The sequence below is a fragment of the Acinetobacter lwoffii genome, from assembly GCF_024129355.1.
Classification (GTDB): domain Bacteria; phylum Pseudomonadota; class Gammaproteobacteria; order Pseudomonadales; family Moraxellaceae; genus Acinetobacter; species Acinetobacter lwoffii_I.
Genome location: NZ_JAMXXP010000013.1, coordinates 45,581 through 65,762 on the forward strand (window position 1 = coordinate 45,581; position 20,182 = coordinate 65,762).

22 protein-coding genes are annotated in these 20,182 nt (G+C 40.8%); 10 read left to right on the top strand and 12 right to left on the bottom strand.

Going from position 1 to position 20,182, the window contains the following annotated elements; translation table 11 throughout:
* Nucleotides 1-6 precede the first annotated feature (6 nt).
* Nucleotides 7-948 (top strand): M15 family metallopeptidase, encoded by a 942-nt coding sequence (locus NI468_RS08470; RefSeq protein WP_253101332.1) that lies wholly within the window; start codon nucleotides 7-9, stop codon nucleotides 946-948.
* Nucleotides 949-963: 15 nt separating this feature from the next.
* On the opposite strand, the gene NI468_RS08475 is transcribed toward NI468_RS08470, so the two are convergent.
* The 7 genes from NI468_RS08475 to NI468_RS08505 form a co-directional block, all read right to left on the bottom strand.
* Nucleotides 964-1,725, bottom strand: a complete 762-nt coding sequence (locus tag NI468_RS08475; protein WP_004280222.1) for an alpha/beta fold hydrolase — start codon at nucleotides 1,723-1,725, stop codon at nucleotides 964-966.
* 916 nt (nucleotides 1,726-2,641) lie between these two features.
* A complete protein-coding gene (locus tag NI468_RS08480) occupies nucleotides 2,642-3,010 on the bottom strand; it encodes a hypothetical protein (protein WP_071851340.1) in 369 nt (122 codons plus the stop codon).
* Entirely contained in the window at nucleotides 3,011-3,373 is a 363-nt protein-coding gene (locus NI468_RS08485; RefSeq protein ID WP_005107027.1) for an immunity protein Imm33 domain-containing protein, read from the bottom strand.
* Nucleotides 3,374-3,499: 126 nt separating this feature from the next.
* On the bottom strand, nucleotides 3,500-4,102 hold the full coding sequence (locus NI468_RS08490; RefSeq protein ID WP_005107029.1) for a nitroreductase family protein: 603 nt from the start codon (nucleotides 4,100-4,102) through the stop codon (nucleotides 3,500-3,502).
* A 432-nt stretch (nucleotides 4,103-4,534) separates the two neighbouring features.
* Nucleotides 4,535-5,026 carry a hypothetical protein gene (locus NI468_RS08495; protein WP_253101335.1) on the bottom strand — a complete coding sequence of 164 codons (492 nt, stop codon included), beginning with the start codon at nucleotides 5,024-5,026 and terminating at the stop codon, nucleotides 4,535-4,537.
* 126 nt (nucleotides 5,027-5,152) lie between these two features.
* The gene (gene fumC / locus NI468_RS08500; protein WP_253101338.1) at nucleotides 5,153-6,547 is read right to left on the bottom strand and encodes a class II fumarate hydratase; all 1,395 of its coding nucleotides are present in this window, start codon (nucleotides 6,545-6,547) and stop codon (nucleotides 5,153-5,155) included.
* A gap of 137 nt (nucleotides 6,548-6,684) precedes the next feature.
* Nucleotides 6,685-7,695 (bottom strand): NAD-dependent epimerase/dehydratase family protein, encoded by a 1,011-nt coding sequence (locus NI468_RS08505; RefSeq protein WP_005246486.1) that lies wholly within the window; start codon nucleotides 7,693-7,695, stop codon nucleotides 6,685-6,687.
* 70 nt (nucleotides 7,696-7,765) lie between these two features.
* On the opposite strand from NI468_RS08505, the gene tusD reads away from it, so the two are divergent.
* Genes tusD through NI468_RS08525 form a run of 4 tightly spaced genes read left to right on the top strand, consistent with a single transcriptional unit; the run spans nucleotide 7,766 to nucleotide 9,157 of the window.
* A complete protein-coding gene (tusD, locus tag NI468_RS08510) occupies nucleotides 7,766-8,134 on the top strand; it encodes a sulfurtransferase complex subunit TusD (protein ID WP_253101341.1) in 369 nt (122 codons plus the stop codon).
* A gap of 44 nt (nucleotides 8,135-8,178) precedes the next feature.
* Nucleotides 8,179-8,529 (top strand): hypothetical protein, encoded by a 351-nt coding sequence (locus tag NI468_RS08515; RefSeq protein ID WP_253101344.1) that lies wholly within the window; start codon nucleotides 8,179-8,181, stop codon nucleotides 8,527-8,529.
* A 17-nt stretch (nucleotides 8,530-8,546) separates the two neighbouring features.
* On the top strand, nucleotides 8,547-8,831 hold the full coding sequence (locus NI468_RS08520) for a DsrH/TusB family sulfur metabolism protein (protein ID WP_004646886.1): 285 nt from the start codon (nucleotides 8,547-8,549) through the stop codon (nucleotides 8,829-8,831).
* Between the two features lie 14 nt (nucleotides 8,832-8,845).
* Nucleotides 8,846-9,157, top strand: coding sequence for a TusE/DsrC/DsvC family sulfur relay protein (locus NI468_RS08525; RefSeq protein ID WP_253101347.1), 312 nt, complete (start codon nucleotides 8,846-8,848; stop codon nucleotides 9,155-9,157).
* A 115-nt stretch (nucleotides 9,158-9,272) separates the two neighbouring features.
* On the opposite strand, the gene NI468_RS08530 is transcribed toward NI468_RS08525, so the two are convergent.
* The 3 genes from NI468_RS08530 to ybaK all read right to left on the bottom strand — a co-directional run bounded on the left by NI468_RS08530 (nucleotide 9,273) and on the right by ybaK (nucleotide 11,738).
* Entirely contained in the window at nucleotides 9,273-9,755 is a 483-nt protein-coding gene (locus NI468_RS08530) for a hypothetical protein (RefSeq protein ID WP_253101350.1), read from the bottom strand.
* A 68-nt stretch (nucleotides 9,756-9,823) separates the two neighbouring features.
* The gene (locus tag NI468_RS08535; RefSeq protein WP_253101352.1) at nucleotides 9,824-11,077 is read right to left on the bottom strand and encodes a YncE family protein; all 1,254 of its coding nucleotides are present in this window, start codon (nucleotides 11,075-11,077) and stop codon (nucleotides 9,824-9,826) included.
* Between the two features lie 193 nt (nucleotides 11,078-11,270).
* Nucleotides 11,271-11,738 (bottom strand): Cys-tRNA(Pro) deacylase, encoded by a 468-nt coding sequence (gene ybaK / locus NI468_RS08540; RefSeq protein WP_004280203.1) that lies wholly within the window; start codon nucleotides 11,736-11,738, stop codon nucleotides 11,271-11,273.
* Nucleotides 11,739-12,697: 959 nt separating this feature from the next.
* Here ybaK and aroQ point away from each other — a divergent pair.
* From aroQ to accC, 3 genes are read left to right on the top strand one after another with little or no spacing between them, the layout of a single operon-like run.
* The gene (gene aroQ / locus NI468_RS08545; RefSeq protein WP_253101355.1) at nucleotides 12,698-13,153 is read left to right on the top strand and encodes a type II 3-dehydroquinate dehydratase; all 456 of its coding nucleotides are present in this window, start codon (nucleotides 12,698-12,700) and stop codon (nucleotides 13,151-13,153) included.
* A gap of 16 nt (nucleotides 13,154-13,169) precedes the next feature.
* Complete coding sequence (gene accB / locus NI468_RS08550; RefSeq protein WP_005107117.1) at nucleotides 13,170-13,586, top strand: acetyl-CoA carboxylase biotin carboxyl carrier protein; 417 nt, start codon at nucleotides 13,170-13,172, stop codon at nucleotides 13,584-13,586.
* A gap of 18 nt (nucleotides 13,587-13,604) precedes the next feature.
* Nucleotides 13,605-14,969, top strand: coding sequence for an acetyl-CoA carboxylase biotin carboxylase subunit (accC, locus tag NI468_RS08555; RefSeq protein WP_253101358.1), 1,365 nt, complete (start codon nucleotides 13,605-13,607; stop codon nucleotides 14,967-14,969).
* Between the two features lie 53 nt (nucleotides 14,970-15,022).
* Here accC and NI468_RS08560 read toward each other — a convergent pair whose 3' ends face one another.
* Entirely contained in the window at nucleotides 15,023-15,466 is a 444-nt protein-coding gene (locus NI468_RS08560; protein ID WP_253101361.1) for a hypothetical protein, read from the bottom strand.
* Nucleotides 15,467-15,780: 314 nt separating this feature from the next.
* Between NI468_RS08560 and NI468_RS08565 the strand changes: the two genes are divergently transcribed.
* Both NI468_RS08565 and NI468_RS08570 read left to right on the top strand, forming a co-directional pair.
* Entirely contained in the window at nucleotides 15,781-17,211 is a 1,431-nt protein-coding gene (locus NI468_RS08565) for a sensor domain-containing diguanylate cyclase (protein WP_253101364.1), read from the top strand.
* Nucleotides 17,212-17,260: 49 nt separating this feature from the next.
* Nucleotides 17,261-18,751: an amidase gene (locus tag NI468_RS08570; RefSeq protein WP_005246506.1), complete on the top strand. Its 1,491-nt coding sequence runs from the start codon at nucleotides 17,261-17,263 to the stop codon at nucleotides 18,749-18,751.
* A gap of 16 nt (nucleotides 18,752-18,767) precedes the next feature.
* Here NI468_RS08570 and NI468_RS08575 read toward each other — a convergent pair whose 3' ends face one another.
* Nucleotides 18,768-19,934, bottom strand: coding sequence for an MFS transporter (locus tag NI468_RS08575; protein WP_253101368.1), 1,167 nt, complete (start codon nucleotides 19,932-19,934; stop codon nucleotides 18,768-18,770).
* Between the last annotated feature and the right edge of the window lie 248 nt (nucleotides 19,935-20,182).

Consider the following 20,182-nt stretch of genomic DNA (forward strand, 5'->3'; position numbering starts at 1 on the left):
CAACTGATGATTTTGATTATATTGAGCAGCTTTATTCTATTAAGCTTAGCTATGTTAGCCTTGCTGTCTTACGAGTTTCGATTAAGAATACAGGATTTTTTTCTTGATTTGATTTCACAAAGCAAACAACAATTTTCTCAAGCAAAACAGTTTGTTCAGAAATTTCATCAGGCGGCATCGCCTGAGCATCTTCAGTCTGAATGGTATTTGCAGCAATGGTGGATTTTGATTTCAGGATTTAGCTTATTTGCCAGTATTTTAATGTTCGCTTTCACTCAGCCACTTACTGCAAGTAGGTTTGAAGCTGAATATTTAAGGAAAGTTGATCCACAGATTTATGCATTATTAGATGGGCAAATATTAACAGCTCCAACTGAAGTTGATGAACAGCTTATTATCGAAGCCTTACAAGAAGAATCTTTAGCAAATCATTCTATAATTTCAGCGCAAAGCCTTAATCTGAATATTGAAGACATTCATATAAATCCAAATATCAGCACAGCAGACCGTAAATGGCATAAGATGAATCCGCGATTTAAACAGCGCTTACTGATGGTTTTTAAAATTATGCGCGAACAGCATGGTTATGAGCTGGTTTTACTCGAAGGTTATCGAAGTCCGGAAAGGCAAAACTCTTTGGCGACCAACAGTAATATTACCAAGGCCAAAGGCTTTCAAAGTTATCATCAGTTTGGTCTGGCCGCGGATATTGCCTTTAAGCGGAATGGCAAGGTGGTGATTAGTGAACGTGATCCATGGGCCATGCGTGGTTATAAACTGTTTGGCCAGATTGCAGAATCGGTGGGTTTAACCTGGGGCGGTCGCTGGAAATCCATTAAAGATTTTGGACATACTGAATATCGTATGCCCGGTTTAAAGAAAACAGCTGAAATGGCGCATCAACTCATTCATGAAGGACAATTACAGACTCAAACATTTCAGCCTTGAGTGCGAAATCGTAAATTAATTTAGAAAAGTCTGCATATGTTTAATGACTTCATCTGGCTTTTCACCATGCAGCCAATGTCCTGTATTTTCAATGCATTCAATTTTCGCCTGAGAAAATTGTTCATTGATTGCCGCAAAATGTTCAGGTTTTGAGATATAAAAAGAATTACCGCCACGAAGAAATAAAGCTGGCTGATTAACTTTTTCGACCTTTTCCCAAGCCATAATATCTGGATAATGATCAAATAAAGCTTGAACATTAAAGAGCCATTGCCCTTTATTAAAGGATTTTAATAAAAACTGAATTACCATTTCTTCATGAATGTATTCACGCATAATTTTTGCTGCCTCAAGTCGTGAAGCAACATTTGCTTGCTGCACAGCAAATAAGGCTTTAAAAATCTCAGTATGATGACTCTCATGATATTGGATTGGTGTAATATCAAGAACGACCAACTTTTCAGTTTGTACTCGGGCTAAATCAGCCAATTTCATAGCAATTTTTCCGCCCATAGAATGCCCTATTACTATAAACTTTTGAATATTTAAACTTGATAAAGTTTCTAGGACATCTTCCGCCATGAACTGATAATTTAAGTCTGAACTATGACCAGAAAGACCATGATTGCGTACATCAATTTGAAGCACGGTTCTTTGCTCAGAAAAATATCGAGCTAGTATTCCTAAATTACTTAAACTACCGAATAAACCATGAATAAAAATCATTGGAGATAGTACTGACGTTTCGTGGTGTTGGAGTTGATAATTTAGGATCATTTGAGAATTCCGTGATTTCTTTCTTTATTTAAGTGTTTATAATGGATTTATATTGGGAATTAATCAATTGCGAAATTTTTAAATATAAATTTTACTTAGGCTATTTTATGGGGATATATTTTGCTTAGGCTAAATAATTCATAATCGATTTGTAAGTATTTAAAATTACGATTTTAGATCTGGATGGATATTTGGCTATCTATAAATATGAAAGAAGATGGTTGAGTTGTGGTGCAGACTAAATAAAATTAATGAAAATCTTAAAACTGGGATTTAATAACATGTAAACCACTTTTAGGTCAGAGTGTTTCTTAAACTAACTCGCTGTTATTACCCAAATAGACTGAGGTAATTTTGAAAATATTGTTTTTAATTATTCATTGCTTATTATTTATCAAAAAATGACTATTCATAAGTAGCTTATTAATCCACTTGATTCTGTTTAGAATAATACGTCTTAAGTCCAAATGAGTTACAGGTAGTAAACATCAACATTATAAATTTCCCCTCTCTCCCTTTCTTGATAAAGTTGTTAAAATTATGTATTGCTTAGGCTATTTTAATATCTTAGGATGTTCAAGTTATTAGCTTAAATATAAACGTGCAATCACGCTATCCTACTTAAATTATCCTGTTCAAGAAATTACATCACGTATATAAGACATTTTCAGAAAATTATAAAAATCCAGATTATTCATTTATTCTTATCAATATATTTGACTACCGCTGATATATCCCCGGGATATGAGGTATTCACATCAAAATAAATTTAAATTAACTTAACATTTTCTTTATTAAATGATATTCGGGAGATGGTCTTTCAGGTTTTAATATCTATAAAATTTGATTGTAAAACAGACTTATTTATTTTTAGTCTACTGCGAAAAACGTTCGAGAATGAAAAGTATTTTATAATTTATTCTACATCCCTATTTTTACAAAATACGTTTGTAGTCATTCCAGATTGAGTCAAACTTTGATCCTGCCGCTCAAGAAAACTTTTGGCGATCATGGCCATCGTAGGCGCCATCTTCAGACTACTATTTTCTTCGGACACCTTTTGAATATCCTGATAGGCTTTCAATCGATTACAGAAAGCCTGGCGTTGAGTTTGGACATCTGCCTTTTGATCATCTTCATCTAAAATATGCTTGGTTTCATTCACTATTTTAGTCTGTGCTGAAATAAACTCATCATAGGCACTTTGTGAAAGCGGCTCTGCGAAGACCATGCTATTCAGTCCAAATAATAATCCAGCACAAATGAAAGATGATTTTTTTAGCATTTAGATTTCTTCTTTCCAGACATCTTCATAATCATCGGCATCAATCATGAAACGAAAACCTGTTTCCAGAGCCAGATACGGTAAAACTTCTGGTGCGATGTCCTGTAATTCACGTACTGTCATGGTTTCAAAAGCCTCTTCACTTGAAGGCTCTCCGCCATAAATGTACCAGCTGATATTTTCATCTGTTTCAGGCTTTTTACGGATGCCGACAATCGGATCCTGTTTTAAGGTATGTACGGCCACCGCAACAACATCATCCCCCGTGACTTCAACATAAGCCGAGCCTACTTCTTCACAAAGTAGCTTTTGCTCTGCGATCAGTTCTTGTAACGGTGACAGGTTTTGCGTGTTTTTCGACATTCGGTCTTACTCATCATTCATTAGCGCGCTATTTTAACTTAATTTTAATGAAGCTGATTGGGATTTCGTCGAGATCTAAAAAATATCTGCCCTTAAACCGTGTTAAGCGCAGATATGGATCTCAGCTTATTGGAAGACTTTAAAGCGCTCTTCATCCGCCAGATAATCTTTGGCACGTGGCTCGCCTTCTATCGAACCAAAGACCAACTGTGCACGCAACTTCCAGTTCGATGGAATGTCCCATTCCGCATGTACCTGTTCATCCACGATCGGATTGTAGTGCTGCAATGATGCGCCCAGACCTTCTGTATGCAATGCTGTCCACGTTGCAAATTGCGCGATCGCAGTCGAATGCTCTGCCCAGATTGGAAAGTTATCAGCATAAGATGGGAATTGTTCCTGTAAGCCTTCTATAACTGTTTGATCTTCAAAAAATAAAACAGTGCCTAACCCTGCCGCAAAACTTGCCATTTTTGCTGTGGTTCTTGCAGCGCTTTCTTCATCTTTGGCATAGCTTTTTAATTTATCTGCGACGAAGCCCCAGAACTTTTCATGTTCCGAATTGAATAAAATGACGGCGCGTGAAGACTGAGAATTGAAAGAAGATGGGCTCTGCTTAATTGCAGTCTGAATCAAATCAGTTAGATGTTCAGGAGATTGTTCAACATTCTTGGCAATGGCATAAATAGTACGGCGTTTAGTAATTAAATCTAAAAACTGATTCGACATTTTTGAAAATCCTGGGATATATCTTCGGGAAAATTTGAACCTTCAGTTATTTTTATGAAGGATAGCTAATCAATGGAGCTTTTGCTTTAACGTGAGATAAAGCCTATATACCTTAAAAAATAATGGACTCAATTACTAGGCTATTTAATTGATATTTTTATATATTTTTTAGCTAAAAATGATCATTTTCATCTATTTTTTGAACAATCGTTAAAACTACTGCCCTATGCGAGTGCCTGACGCTAAACAATGGTTCAACATGCGCTATTATTGATCAAAATTTTAAGAATAAAGACCTTCAATCACCAAATTTAATCTTGCTTAGGCTATTCTAAGAGAGAGCACATCATGAAATAAACCTCATCTTGCAGATAAAAATTAATCCCCCAAAATTGGAGGATTAATTTTATAATTAAAAGCTAAAAAACCGATTTAAAACTTCGCGTTCAGCACCTGAGCAGATACTTTAGTCTTCCAGAGCTCACGTAAAATCGGTAAATAGAATTTCTCACCGAGTTCCACCAGTTCTGCATCAATCAGAGCATGCATCTCATGCATAAACAGATAATCCAGTTCAACTGTAGTCAGTTTAGTCTGCTGCTTTTGATAGTCTTTGCGTTTCTGTTGGGCTTGTTTAACCAGACGATCCGCAAATGCTTTATCTTTAAACTGGGTAATCGCTTTCAAACGCAGTTCGATAATACCCCATCCGGTTAAGAACATCTGGAAGGTCTCAAAATCTTCGCTGGTCGATTCCCAAGACATTTCTTCCAGATTTTCATTATCCGGGAGTACAGGTAAAAGAAGTTCCATCACACTCGGGAAAATCTTTTTGAAATTCAAAATAAATTTAACAGGATGCTCACCTGGATAATCCTTGAATTGCACCTTTCTTTGAACATCTGTTAAATAAATATCAAGCATAAAACAATCATCAGTGGTTAATCTCATCTAGCACTATTGTACGCAACTCTGCCTGAGATAAAAACCACTGCTGACTATTCCATGATAAAACAGGCGGAAAGATTGAAAATAAAAGCGCTGCAGCCCTTATTTGGCATTCGGTGAGACCATCTGTTCAGGACGCACTACTTCATCAAACTGTTCAGCAGTGACTAAACCCAGTTCAACAGCCACCTGTTTTAAGGTTTTTCCTTCCTTATAGGCTGTTTTGGCAACCTTGGCTGCATTCTCATAACCAATCACCGGATTCAATGCTGTGACCAGCATTAAAGAATCATGCAGGAAATGTTCAATTTTCTCATGATTCGGCTCAATGCCTACGGCGCAATGATCATTAAAACTGTTACACGCATCGCCTAAAAGCTGGATGGATTGCAGCAGGTTATAGGCAATGACCGGCATAAACACATTCAGCTCAAAATTCCCTGATGCACCTGCCACGTTAATGGTGGTGTCATTGCCGAGAACTTGCGCCACGACCATGGTCATCGCTTCACTTTGCGTCGGGTTCACCTTACCCGGCATGATGCTAGAACCCGGTTCATTTTCAGGTATACGCAATTCACCAAAACCACAACGTGGCCCGCTGGCCAGCCAACGAATATCATTGGCAATCTTATTCAGACTAACCGCTAAAGTCTTTAATGCACCAGACGCGAATACCGCAGCATCACGGCCTGCCAACGCTTCAAATTTGTTTGGCGCAGTCACAAATGGCAATCCAGTTGACTGTCCCAGAACTTTAGCAGACTGAACAGCATAATCAGGATGAGCATTTAGACCGGTACCAACCGCTGTACCGCCTAATGGCAATTCATATAAGCCAACTAAGGCCTGTTCTAGACGAAGAAGTCCATGATCAAGTTGAGAGACATAACCGCTGAATTCCTGCCCCAAGGTTAAAGGCGTAGCATCTTGTAGGTGTGTCCGGCCAATTTTTACAATATCGGCAAAATCCTGAGATTTGGCATATAAAGTATTGCGCAAGCGTGTGACTGCCGGAATTAACAGTTCATTGATCTGCAAGCTCGCAGCCACATGAATCGCCGTCGGAAATGAATCATTGGTAGATTGGGCACGATTGACATGATCATTCGGATGAACCGGTTTTTGTGCTCCTAAATGATTGCCCAGTTTCTGGTTGGCAATATTGGCAATCACCTCATTACAGTTCATATTGCTTTGCGTACCTGAACCGGTTTGCCAGACCACCAGTGGAAATTGACTGTCCCATTTCCCGCTGATGACTTCATCTGCCGCATCTACAATGTAGCGTGACAGTTCTTGGGAAATCTGGTTCAGCTCGGCATTGGTTAAGGCCGCAGCTTTTTTGACGAGTCCCATGGCACGAATCATTGGCCGTGGCAAACGCTCATTTCCAATTTTGAAATTTTGCAAGCTACGCTGAGTCTGAGCGCCCCATAAAGCCTCGCTCGGTACAGTCACTTCTCCCATCGTGTCATGTTCAATACGTGTTTGCATGTTCAACCTCAATTCTTCTTGCCTGTTACTAATCTTAGGAATTTCAATATGAATGATTTAATCTATTGATTTAAAGTAATCGATCACAGCAATCATGTAAATGATAATTATTATCAAATATAGCTAAATACTTTTAATTACTGCCCTCTGAGCATATTCTGATAAAACAACCATTCATCCTCAAGCATCTTTCTGAGTGATCGCTGAGGTTGCCAATGTAGAATATTTCGCGCCTTTTCAATGTTCGCCCCCAATTGATCCATTTCCGCATGGGGATATGGTAAAGCATCCATGGTTTTGATTGCAGATTGAGTCACTTCAGCCAGTTGATCTAGCAAATCCTGTATGGAAATCAATTCACCAGCAATATTAAAGGCTTCACATTTTAATTCCTGCTGTTGTGACAGCCATTGCAAGGACTTGATCACGGCATCACAACAGTCTGCGACATGCAGAAAACTGCGTTCTACTGTGCCATCCGCAGTATGGGCCTGACGGCGTAATTCCAGATATTCACGTTGCTGTGCAGCGACCTGCATCGCCAAAGGCAAAATATTTTTTGGCAAAGGTGGCACTGCTTCCCCCAGTACACCGTGTTCAAAGGCACCTGCGATATTGGAAAGACGTAGGATTGCAATCCGCCATTCATTGTCAGTTTTGGCAGTATCGCGAATAATTTCCTCAACCATCTGTTGCGATTTGATATAGGGATTCGGATAGATATAGTTAAAAGGCAGATCTTCGCTTAAATCTGTGCCAGATTGTCCATATACCGCCAGACTGGATAAATGTACCAGATGACGCACTCCGGTACGTTGCATGGCACGCATGAGACTCATAATACAGCTGACATTATCATTATAATATTCAAGTGGTTTTAATACTGATTCTTCCAGTGACTTAAAACTTGCGGTATGTACCACAGCCTGAATCGAATGCTGCTCAAAGACTTTGTTCAATGCTGGCGTATTGCGAATATCAATTTTGATAAAAGGTACATACATACCAGAAATAAATTCGAGGCGCTCCAGAGTCTGTAAGTTAGCATTGGCCAAATTATCGACCACAATGACCTCTAGTCCTTGTGCTAACAGACTTAAAGCAATATGTGAGCCTAAAAAGCCTAATCCACCCGTCACTAAAATCATTTATACTACCTACTTTCTGATGAAGCCAAGATCAATCTGTTGCTATTGATCAAGCCTGTAGTGAATTTCGATGAGCACCTTAATTCTTGTTACCTCCGCACCGACTTCCATTTATGCCTGGCATGCCCTGGGTTTGGCTCAGGCCTTGCAAGATAAACAGGAAACATTCCGTGTATTCTTCTATCAGGACGGCGTATCGGTCGCAAATGCACTGCAATGGGTACCCGACGATCAACGTCATCTTACACACGCATGGCAAGCGCTACAGATTCGCCTTCCAGTCTGTGTAAGTGCAGCATTGGCGCGTGGCATTACAGATCCGGACAATGCTCAACGTCACAATATTCAGCAGCATAATCTGGCAGATGCCTTTGAATTGGTCGGTTTAGGTGAACTTGCCGATGCTGTTCAATCCTCACAACGTCTCATTCAATTCTAGATGTTTCATTTTTTAGAATGTGTTGCTTTTCCAAGGAATCTTGTGTGAAATCTGTACTTGTTATATTAACCCAAGCCAATCTGACCAGTCTGCAGGTGCATGAAAGCCTATCGGCTACGATGGTCCTGGCAACTTTTGGCGCAGAAGTTAAAGTCCTGCTACAAAGTGCTGCCCTCAGTTTGCTGCATTCAGACCTGCAATTTGACCAGGTGCATCATGCATTCAAACTGGCATCAAATATGGTCGACAGTTTCGAGTTTTATAATCTCACTCCGATTCTGATTGAGAAAAAAAACCAGCATTCCTCATTTGTGGCACAGAGCGAACAAGAAATCGAATTTATTGAGCTTAATTCTGAATTTATTCAAAGCTTTGATCATGTGATGTATTGGTAAGGAACAAGGATATAAAAATGTCAAATCACACACTTTATCTGATCCAATCCAGCTATTCGGCAACAGCGCAGATCCTAGAGCAACTGGCTCAAACTTATACAATGGGTGATCAGGTCGTGCTGATGGGTGAAGCGGTTTTGCTGCTAGAGCATTCATTTCTTCAAAGCTTGCCGAAAATTCACATACTGAAAAATGATGCGGAGTTATTAGTACAGCCTTTGCCTGATCAGATAAAGCTTTTGAATTATGCGGATTTTGCAGATCTTTGCCTCGAGTTTAATCGCTGCATTTCAATGAAATAATAAATGAGTTAGATATGAATTTTGAATTGGATCAAGATGGCCATCTGGTTGACTATACCATCTGGAATGAAGAAGTCGCTCAAGTGCTGGCCGATAGTTTGGAACTGAGCTTAACTCCTTGGCATTTTGAAATTCTGCAAGCGGTACGTCAGTTCTATCAGCAGTTTGGTCATTCACCAGCAACACGACCACTGATTAAATTTTTAATGAAAACTGTCAGTGCCGATATCAATAATGCCATGCTTCAAGAAAAGTTTAATACTGGTCTGGTGGCCCGTCACTTAAGCCGTTTGGCTGGTGTACCCAAGCCTGCAAATTGTTTATAAAGATACTTAGCTTTCTATAGTGTGTATTTAAAGGCCCAGATCATTTTTTGGGCTTTTTTTTATGAGAGCAATTTTCAGACTGAGAATAATGAAAGATACAGCTGGATCTAATTCGTCAAGTTCGAGTTTGTTCTAATACTCGCAACGCCCGATGCAATTCATGATCCATTTCAGGCAGAACTTTAATCAGAAACTCAATTTGTGCTTTCGCTTCGGCCTTGCTCACCAGTTGGGCCTCTACCAGTTTTTGCTGCTGAGTGATCAACAAACTGACTTGGTGAGGATCTGGTCGTTGTCCCTCACTTAAAGCGTTAATGATCTGAGTAAAGTCCAGATATAACTGTTCTTGTTGCTTTGATAATTCGCTTTGCTTTGCAACCGTATCATTCTGTTCCTTATTCGTAGTTTGACTATTCTCAGGAGAGTTAACAGATATATAGCTTGCCGATTTTTCAGCTGGCAGGACCGGATCAGAATGGGTCTGATCAGTAAAATTCGTCCGATAGATTTCTTGTCGTACCTGATAGCCAATACCGACTAAAGTCCCAAACAATAGCAATCCGAGCATTACATAGAACAGAATTGTTTTATCATTCATTTTTATGTCCTCAGCTAAAGAAGACAGCCTTTATCAAAAAGCTGTCTTTTTCGCTCATCGACGATTGACTACGGCGTTGACCAGTCTGCTGGTGCATATCCAATCCGGACGCGTTGTGGATGATTTCCTACCGGCACACTCAGCACTTTATTGCCTGTGGCAAAATCAATCACTGTGACTACATCTGTTTCACTTTCTGAAATTACACAGCTACGACCATCCGGGCTTCGCGTTGCCCAATAAGGTTTACCTGCAGAAATCAGTTTCCCGGCTGTCAGTGTTTTGCGATCTACAATCGTAGCGTAGTTATCCATGGTACCGGCGACACAGAGCTTTTCACCATCAGCACTGATTGATAGGCCATGATGACGCGAATCATTCACCCATTTTGTCCGGTCTTTCGGAATACTGTCACTGCCAGGCAGCTGTCCGATCCGGCTAATCTTGTTCTGATTCAGATCGTACTCAATCAGCCCATTAAAAAATGAAACCTGGGCATACAGTTTGGTTTCATCCTTACTAAATACCATTGGTCGTACTGAGTTGGACAAATCTTTTCGACCAAATGCATCCAATGCAGGCCTGAAATCGATTTTTCTTATCACCTGATGCGTATTGGCATCTGCGATAGTGATAAAACGCTTACCTTTAGTAAAGTCTTGCCACTGTGCATCCATCGAGGTTTCAACATTGCCGATGGCAGAGTTCAGGATCTTGTTGCCGCCATCGAAGTAAATGTTTTCATGCGGTTTATCGCCAGTGCTGAAACGGCCTAATTCCTTACCGGTATGGATATCCAGTACATGCACCACATTTCCTGAAGATGCAGATACGGCGACTCGTTGCCCATCTGGTGATACCGCCATATGGTCAGCACGGAAGCCTTCTACAGGCGTCCGCCAGTTAATCTTGCCGGTTTTGATATTAATTGATACCACATCGGCGAAACTTGGGCGTGATGCAACGACTGACTGTCCATCTGGTGTCGAGTACATATCATCCACCAGCTGGTCATTGCCTTCACCGGCTGTGGCCTGAATATAAGTATAAGCAATCAGTTTGATTGGATTCAGGTGAATTTCTTTAAGGCGCTCTTTACGATCAGGAATCATGTTAATGACGCCAATTTTGCCAAAATCACCCGATGGACGAATCACGGTTACCGTGCCATCCCAATTATTTCCGACAAAGAAAACCTGCTGTGAATTGGCAGGTACAGCTGAAGGCGCAGAAGCGGCCTGTACACTTGGCAACGCAGATAGCATCGCCATCGCAGATAATGTCAGACAGAACCGTGGCCATTTTTTATTTTGAATTTTCATCCATTATGCTCCGCATCATAATTTATATTTTTGTTTTCATTCCTTGTTGTGTACACAGTCAGGCTGTGTTTTAACTTATCTAATATACAAACGTATAAAATGATTTACTGTTATTTCCGACCAAAAAATATGCAGCCATTTTAAATCTATCACTTCAGGTTCTATGAATTTAGGTGATCATCGTACTTCGATCTTATGTATCCAGTACATCGACAAACTGTGCATTGAGCACATTGGCAAGATCAGCTGGTTTTATTCCGATATCCAAGCCTCTTTTACCGCCACTGACATAGATCGTATTCAACTGTTCTGCGCTGGCATCAATCACCGTTTTTAATCGTTTCTTTTGACCAATGGGACTGATTCCGCCGACCAGATAACCGGTCAAGCGTTCTGCATGTTTAGGATCTGCCATCTGAAGTTTTTTGCATCCTACGGCCTGCGCTACTTTTTTCAGATTGAGTTGATGATGTACCGGTAAGATGGCAACAAAATACTGTTTTTCATCCGTGACTAATAAAGTTTTAAAGACTTCTTCCACCGAAAGCCCCAATTTCTCAGCAGCTTCTAGCCCGAAACTTTTGGCATTGGCATCATGTTCATATTCATGAATGCTGTATTCAATTTTATTGGCTTTTAATAGTTTGCATGCAGGTGTCATAGAAAGTCTTGTTTGAGATGAATCGCATGATTATATAAAGATTAGCTCAAGAAGTTAATTTAGAGGAGGCAACTATAGAGCAAATTTTGCTTTAAGCCCGTATTCCGCCTCAATCAGACCTATTTAGTTCAATCTTTACACTCTTCAATACTTTTAAACTTTTCTTGAAAGATGATGCTGCGCAAAATTGCATCAAATGTATGCGTTTTTGCCACTGTCTATGCGTTAGGTGAATCATATCTTTACTGCGTAGAAGACTTGAAGATGAACACATTCGTCACCTCACAGATCTATACACACGAAGCATATAAGTCGAGCGTTTTATCTTAAACCTGCTGAGATTCAACCCTTATATCTAGAAGATGAAGTACATTTTTGCACAGCACTTATCATGGATGCTTGAAGTTAAAGTGATGTAACTAATTCCAATCTATTGGAAGAATAGACCTAGGAAAATCCAAGGACAATAAGAGAAAATATCATTAACATATTGTCTTATCTTATATTTTTAAATTTTCATCACGTTTTAAGAAGCGGTCGATAGCTTATATATAAAGAGGATAATCAGCACAACTCTAAAGTCAGAATGTAAAGAGTTTTCTATGCTCTAGAAGTCGAACATTGCGGTAAAATCAGCCAGACAACTCTTGCTCAAAACTAAAAATATCACTAAAAGGAAGAATTTAGCGTTAACATGAAGATACAGTTACATAAAGGATATTAACTGTTTTTGCCAATTGGGTTTACAATGAAAATAATCTGAATACCCAGCGAATTGTAATTTTTTAACATTGCCAAATCTCTGCAAAGTTTTCATTATAGCGCCACTGTTTGCTATATGCTTTCTACGTTAATTCAAAGAAATTATAAATAGTAATGTAGAAAATCATGCAATAATAAGCAGAGTTTGCAGACATCTTGCAAACAAACCCCGATACTTTTTAATTGGAGCATGCTGGATGAGTTCGACCATTTTGGTTATTCATGGACCGAATTTAAACTTGCTTGGGAAGCGCGAACCGGAAGTTTATGGTCACCTTAGTCTTGACGATATTAACCAGCAGCTGATTGCTCAGGCTCAACAAGCTACCTTACAACTCGAAACGTTCCAAAGCAACTGGGAAGGTGCCATTGTTGACCGAATTCATCAAGCCCAGCAAGACGGCATTCAATATATCATTATTAATCCAGCAGCATTGACCCATACCTCTGTTGCTGTTCGCGATGCCCTCCTTGGCGTTGCCATTCCTTTCATTGAAGTCCATCTGTCTAATGTGCATGCACGTGAGGCATTCCGACATCATTCATACTTGTCCGATAAAGCCATCGGCGTGATCTGTGGTCTAGGTGCAAAAGGCTATGCTGCTGCCCTCGACTATATCATTGAAAAAATACAACCTTCTACACAATCTTAATTAGGAATACTGTCTCATGGATATCCGTAAAATCAAGAAACTCATCGACTTGATGATTGAATCTGACTTACAGGCGATCGAAGTTAAAGAAGGCGATCAATCGATTGCATTAACTCGTCGTAATCCAGTGGTTGCAGCAGCTGTTCCTGCGATGCCTGCACCAGCAGCCGAAGCGCCAGCAGCAAAATCTCCTCGCGGTGCTGTTGAAACTTCACCAATGGTCGGCGTGTTCTATGCAGCACCAAGCCCAGGTGAGCCGACCTTTGTTAAAGTTGGCCAGACCGTTTCTGCAGGCGATACGCTCGGTATTATCGAAGCAATGAAAATCATGAACCCGATTGAAGCAACTCAAAGCGGTGTGATTGAAGAAATTCTGGTGAAAAATGGTGAAGTGATTCAATTCGGTCAACCACTTTTCCGCTACCGCGCTTAATCACCCCGGGGATTTATAATGTTGCAAAAAGTTTTAATTGCAAACCGTGGTGAAATTGCGTTACGCATCACCCGTGCTTGCAGAACTTTAGGGATCAAAACTGTAGGTGTCTATTCTGACGCAGACAAGGACCTGATGCACTTACGTTTCTGTGATGAAGCAGTATGTATCGGCCCTGGTGCGAGCAGTGACAGCTACTTGAATATTCCTGCGATTATTACAGCTGCTGAAATTACCGGCGCAGATGCAATCCATCCTGGTTATGGATTCCTCGCTGAAAATGCAGAATTTGCAGAAATCGTAGAAAATTCTGGTTTTATCTTTATTGGTCCGCGTCCGGAACATATTCGTTTAATGGGAAACAAGGTTTCTGCCATTATTGCCATGAAAAAAGCTGGTGTACCAACAGTACCGGGCTGCGACCATGCCGTAACGATTCACAATGCCATGGCTGAAGCCAAAGAGATCGGTTTTCCACTGATTGTAAAAGCTGCTTCTGGCGGTGGTGGTCGTGGTATGCGTATCGTAGAAAATGTCGATACCCTGCTGGAATCTGTTCAGGCTGCACAGCGTGATGCAGAAATGTGGTTCGGTGATGATACGGTCTATATGGAACGTTTCCTGCAAAAGCCACGTCACGTCGAAGTGCAAGTACTTGCTGATGGTAATGGTCATGCGATTCATCTGTATGATCGTGACTGTTCACTACAGCGTCGCCATCAAAAAGTACTGGAAGAAGCACCAGCACCGAACTTACCAGAGCAAGCACGTGCTGATATTCTAGAAGCCTGTGTCAATGCCTGTAAATTGATGCAATATCGTGGTGCAGGTACATTCGAATTCCTGTTTGAAGATGATGAGTTCTTCTTCATTGAAATGAATACGCGTGTTCAGGTTGAGCATCCGGTAACTGAAATGGTCACGGGGATCGATATTATCGAACAGCAATTGCGTATTGCTGGCGGCTTAGGCCTCGATATTCAGCAAGAAGACGTCAAGGTTTTAGGACATGCGATTGAATGCCGTATTAACGCAGAAGATCCATTGACCTTCCTGCCTTCACCAGGCAAGATTGACAACTTCTATGCACCAGGCGGCGCAGGTATCCGTTTGGACTCGCATGTTTATCCAGGTTACAGCATTCCACCGTATTATGATTCGATGATTGCCAAACTGATTTCGCATGGTAAGGATCGTGAGACGTCTATTTCTCGAATGAGAAATGCTTTGGAAGAAATGATTTTGACTGGCGTTAAAACCAATATTCCTTTGCATAAAGATTTAATCCTTCAGGATAAAAACTTCTGCAAACAGGCAATGGATATTCATTATCTGGAAAAACATTTGTTAAAGCAGCTTGAAGGTGCTGAAGACAAAGCTTAAATCAAAGCTCATAAAAAACCGCTGTCATTCAGCGGTTTTTTATTGTGTGCAATTTAAGGCAATACGCGTCTGAGCACGGCAAAACATTGCTCGGCTTTTTCATTGGCGCAGAAGTTAATCGTATAAGGGTTTTGCCATTTCAGAAAATACTGCGAAATTTCACCAGACTGATCCACCTGATTGCCTGAACAGTCTTTTTCATTATTGTCATATTTTACTTGCAGAATCAGCGCTGGAATCTGCTGTGAAGGATCCTGTGCCGGCTGATAGTCATACAGCCCTGACGTCCACTCATCGCCACTTTTAATCACCACATTATTATTACCTTTAAAATTATAATATTCGATACATTTTTTATTATTCGGGATTTCCATTCCCCACAATCCGACAATTTCCGGACGGGTTTTCACAGTAAATGTATTTGGGATTTCAGCAGCTTTAGCAGGAGCATTCGCTGGTTTTTTATTTTCTGCCGCCATTAGCCAAGGTGAGCTCATGAGTAAGATAAGGCTAAGACATATTTTTTTCATATTTACCGGCATCTTGTTAACAATTGATTCTAAATTATCATATTTTTTGGGATCGTGTCCCGCTCTAACGCAATTTCAATACAGAGTCAGAAATTATTTATCACATTGTTTAAAAAGATGGATTTCCTTTCTGACTTTTTTTGTATATATTTCGTATATAAGAATCTTAATAGTTCGTATTAATAACAGATTAATCAAACAATAAAATTATATTTTGGGTCAAACTTAGTTGCTGAACAAAGTGATCATTCACACTTAGAAATTTGAATAGGATTTTAAATTTGCAATTAGCTCGAATAACAGAACAACAATTAAATCATGAAACCTATGCTTATTTTGTCATTGTTTTCGCTGTTTTAGTCTGTTGTTTTATTGGGATCGCAACCAGACCGATTGAGTACCTGGCCTTATTGTGGCCGGCCAATGCTGCCTTGTTAGCCCTGTTCTTACGCTTTCCACATTTAAATAATATGGGAGGTTGGCTCGGTGCATTCAGTGCTTTTATGTTTGCAGATCTGGTCACCGGGAACAGCCTATTACAAAGCCTGTTTCTTACCCTGTCTAATCTGATCAGTACTATTGTCTCGATATTTTTTATTCGATATTTCAAGATTAATTACAAATACTATAATACCGGTTATACCTTCGTTCATTTATTTGGCATCTTCGCTTTTGCAGGCTGCCTGGCCAGTGCGGCTTTTGCAGTTATCACCTTGCCCAATCTACCCAATTCATTCATGACCAAAGAAAATTTATGGATTGATTTTGGTCTGTGGTGGACCGGTGAAATGGTGAATTATATTGTGTTTCTTCCTTTAATCTTGGCATTCCCAAGAATAAAAGACATGCAGTACTTATTTAAAAACCGTCGTCAAAAACGTAATTACTTCAGCTATTTTTTACCTGCATCTTCAGTCGTGGCCTGTGTCATCATTACCAATATTTTTGCAGGCCCGGGTGCAATGCTCTACCCTCTGGCTGCACTGATCTGGGCTGCGTTGACCTATCGCCTGTTTACCATGACCATGATCAACGCTTTTGTGATTATCCTGACCTATTACAGCCTGACGCGGTTTTATGCCACAACGCATGACACCTTGGCAGATTCTACGATTTATATTTCGCTCCGGATCGGGCTGTTTATGCTGGCCTTATCGCCGCTTATTCTTTGTATTATTAGTCAAAACCGCAATGAGCTGTTTAAACGGGTTCTCTATCTGGCCAATCATGACAGTCTGACCCGCACCATGAACCGTCATTTTTTCTTTCAGAAAGGTGAATATTTACTGCAATATGCCAACAGAATGGAATTTTCGGTCATCATGCTGGATATTGATCATTTCAAACGTCTGAACGATGATTTTGGCCATCATGTCGGTGACAAGGTGCTGCAACATTTTGCGGAAATCATTCGCTGCAATTTACGTGCTGAAGATCTGTTTGCACGAATTGGTGGGGAAGAATTTGTGCTGTTACTCTGGAATACCGAACCATCAGAAGCACGTCTTATTGCAGAACGGATTCGTGATCTGGTGGAAAAAACCCCGATTTATCAATCAGATGGCTCTTCCCTGTATATTACCGTGAGTGTGGGCATCACCCATCAAAATGAACCCAACTCCCAAGATCTGCAAAACCTGATTAATATTGCAGACCAAGCCCTATATCAGGCCAAACATCGTGGGCGCAATCAGGTGGTGCTTGCATCTTGAGCCCAAATCATCTACAACCTTGAAACAGCATTAATGCTAGGGAATGGCAATGAAATTTGAAGAATATCTGCAATATGACGGCTTAGGACTCGCTGAACTGGTCGCCAATAAACACGTACATTCAAGTGAACTTTTATCTGCTGCCTTAGAACGTAGTTCCATTGCCAATCCCGAGCTGAATGCAATTATTATTCCGATGCATGAGCATGCATTGAAACGGAGCCAGCAAAATCTGTCCGGACCTTTTGCCGGTGTGCCTTTTCTGGTTAAAGACCTGTTTCAGGAATATGCCGGTTATCCGACTTCTTATGGCTGTCAGGGCTTAAAACGGATCGGTTATATTGCCGAAACCAATGCCGAGATTGTCAATCGCTGGGAAAAAGCCGGGATTGTGACTTTTGGACGTACCAATACCCCTGAATTTGGCATTAAAGGGATTACTGAACCGGATGCCTGGGGCAGCTGTAAAAATCCGTGGAATTTACAGCATAATAGCGGCGGCTCGTCCGGTGGTTCAGCTTCTGCTGTGGCGGCCGGAATTGTACCAATTGCGGGTGCTGGTGATGGTGGCGGCTCGATACGTATCCCCGCTTCCTATTGCGGCCTGTTTGGCCTGAAACCGAGTCGTGGCCGCACGCCTTGGGGACCACAAATGAGTGAAGCCATGCATGGCGCCGCGATTCAGCATGTACTGACCAAAACGGTACGGGATAGTGCTGCAATGCTGGATGCCACCCATGGTGAAGATCATAGTTCACTGTTTAAGATTCAGCGTCCACAACATCATTATCTGGATGTGATTCAGCAACCACCGAAGAAGCTAAAAATTGCATTTAGTACTTATTCTACCATTGGCACACCTGTTTCGCAGGATGCCATCAAAGCCATTGAACAAACAGCCAAATTGCTAGAATCTTTGGGCCATGAAGTGGTCGAAGACCGTCCAGCCATTGATGGCATGCAACTGGCCAAGGATTTTATTACCACCTGGTTTAGCCAGTTTTCATTTATGCTGGATGAAATCCAGAAAGGCTATCCGTCCAAATCGAATGATTTTGAACTGGACTCTTTAGCGCTGGCGGCTTTTGGGGCCAAAACCAGCGCGATTGATTATATCCAGAACCTGAATAACTGGGGTCAATATGTAACCCAGATGAATCATTTCTTTGATGATTATGATCTGTATCTGACTCCTGCCACGGCGACAGTGGCGCCAAAAAATGGTGAGGTCAAAACACCAAACTGGCAGAAACCGATTCTTAAAGCTTTATTGAAACTGAATAAAGCGCATTTACTGGCGCAAGGTAAACTGGTCGACCAGATTGTGAAAGAAAATCTGAAATGGGTGCCTTTTACCCAGTTGGCCAATATTACCGGACTCCCGGCGATGTCTGTACCGCTGTACTGGAATGAACAAAACCTGCCGCTCGGTTCACAGTTTATTGCGCCGTTTGCCCGTGAAGATCTCCTGCTACAATTGGCAGCTCAATTGGAACAAGCTCAACCGTGGTTTGGGCAATATTCCAAGATCCGTATTTAATGTTGAGATGATATTTTCAAGCCTGTTTTTGCAGTTCGACTTTATTCGGCAATCCTAAAGTCAGTAACAAGCCAAGCAAGGTCGATGCTGCAGCAGCGATAAAGATAGATGTGCCGCCGACTTGATCCCAATAATGCCCAGCCAGAATACTGCCACTCGCCACGCCAATGCCCCACATGGTGCTATAGAGCGCTTGTCCACGTCCTTGCTGCCCTGCAGAAAAATTCTGGAAAATCACTCGCATCGCAATCATATGAAATAAACCAAAACTTAAAGCGTGAATCGTTTGAGCAAAAAACTGTGCCATAAATGAAGCAGGAAAGACTCCGACGATGAACCATCTTAATCCTGTCATTAACAAGCATAGCGTGACCAGATGACGCCATGACCACCGTGTCAGAAAGAACGTCGCATAGGCAAACATGATGATTTCCGCAATGACCCCGACTGACCAGAGCAGCCCGATCTGACTGGTGCTAAATCCCGCCTGACTGAGATAATTGCTATAAAAACTATAAAATGGCGCGTGTGAAAATAGCAGAATCAATTCAATCAGGAAAAAGCTATACACCACTGGGCGTTTGAATATTGGCCATAAGGGTTCGAGCTGTTTCTGTGCGGTAGGTGCTGTCGTGGGCTCTTTAATGGTAAATGACCAGAGAAAGGCCAGAAATGAAATACACAGCAACAAGACGGGTAACATACTGATGCTCATAATTTCAAAGACGGCGCCCAAGCAGAATACACCGATAATAAAGCCGACTGATCCCCATTTTCGTACTTTGCCATAGAGTTCTGCTCTTTTTTCCCCGAGCCAGAATAAAGTCACGCCTTCAAACTGTGCCAAAATAGCATTCTGAAAGAAACTGAAAATCAGCATCAGTAAAGCTACGGACTGAAAGCTATTGGGAATGATAAAAATCATGAACCAGATACAGGCTTCCATCCAGGTGGCAATACGTACCAGCAGCATGCGTTTACCAGACTTGTCTGCAATCCAGCCCCAAATTAAGGGAGCAAAGAAGCGGGTAACAATCGCAATAGAAGATAAAATCCCGATTTCCTGATAATTGAAGCCTTGATCTTCAAGATACAGACTCCAAAAAGGCATGAACGCCCCGACAATCGCATAGTAAAAAAAGTAAAATCCACTGAGTCTATGCTGGATTGCTAGAACTGGCATTGATTTATATATCCTAATATTTTCAAAATTTTAAACTCAATAAATTTCTATAGCACTGTATTCGACGACTCTTGATTTTGCTACGAGCATCTCGCATTAGTCTAAAAATAAATTTTCATAAGTTTATGGATAAATTTTGCTAAAGTAAAAAACTCTGTGTTGAGTTAAATTAAAGTAAGAACATAAATCGTCTTCTATATTGAGCACACGATAAAGAAGAGTGGAAACATTTTTAGAAAGGAGCTGGA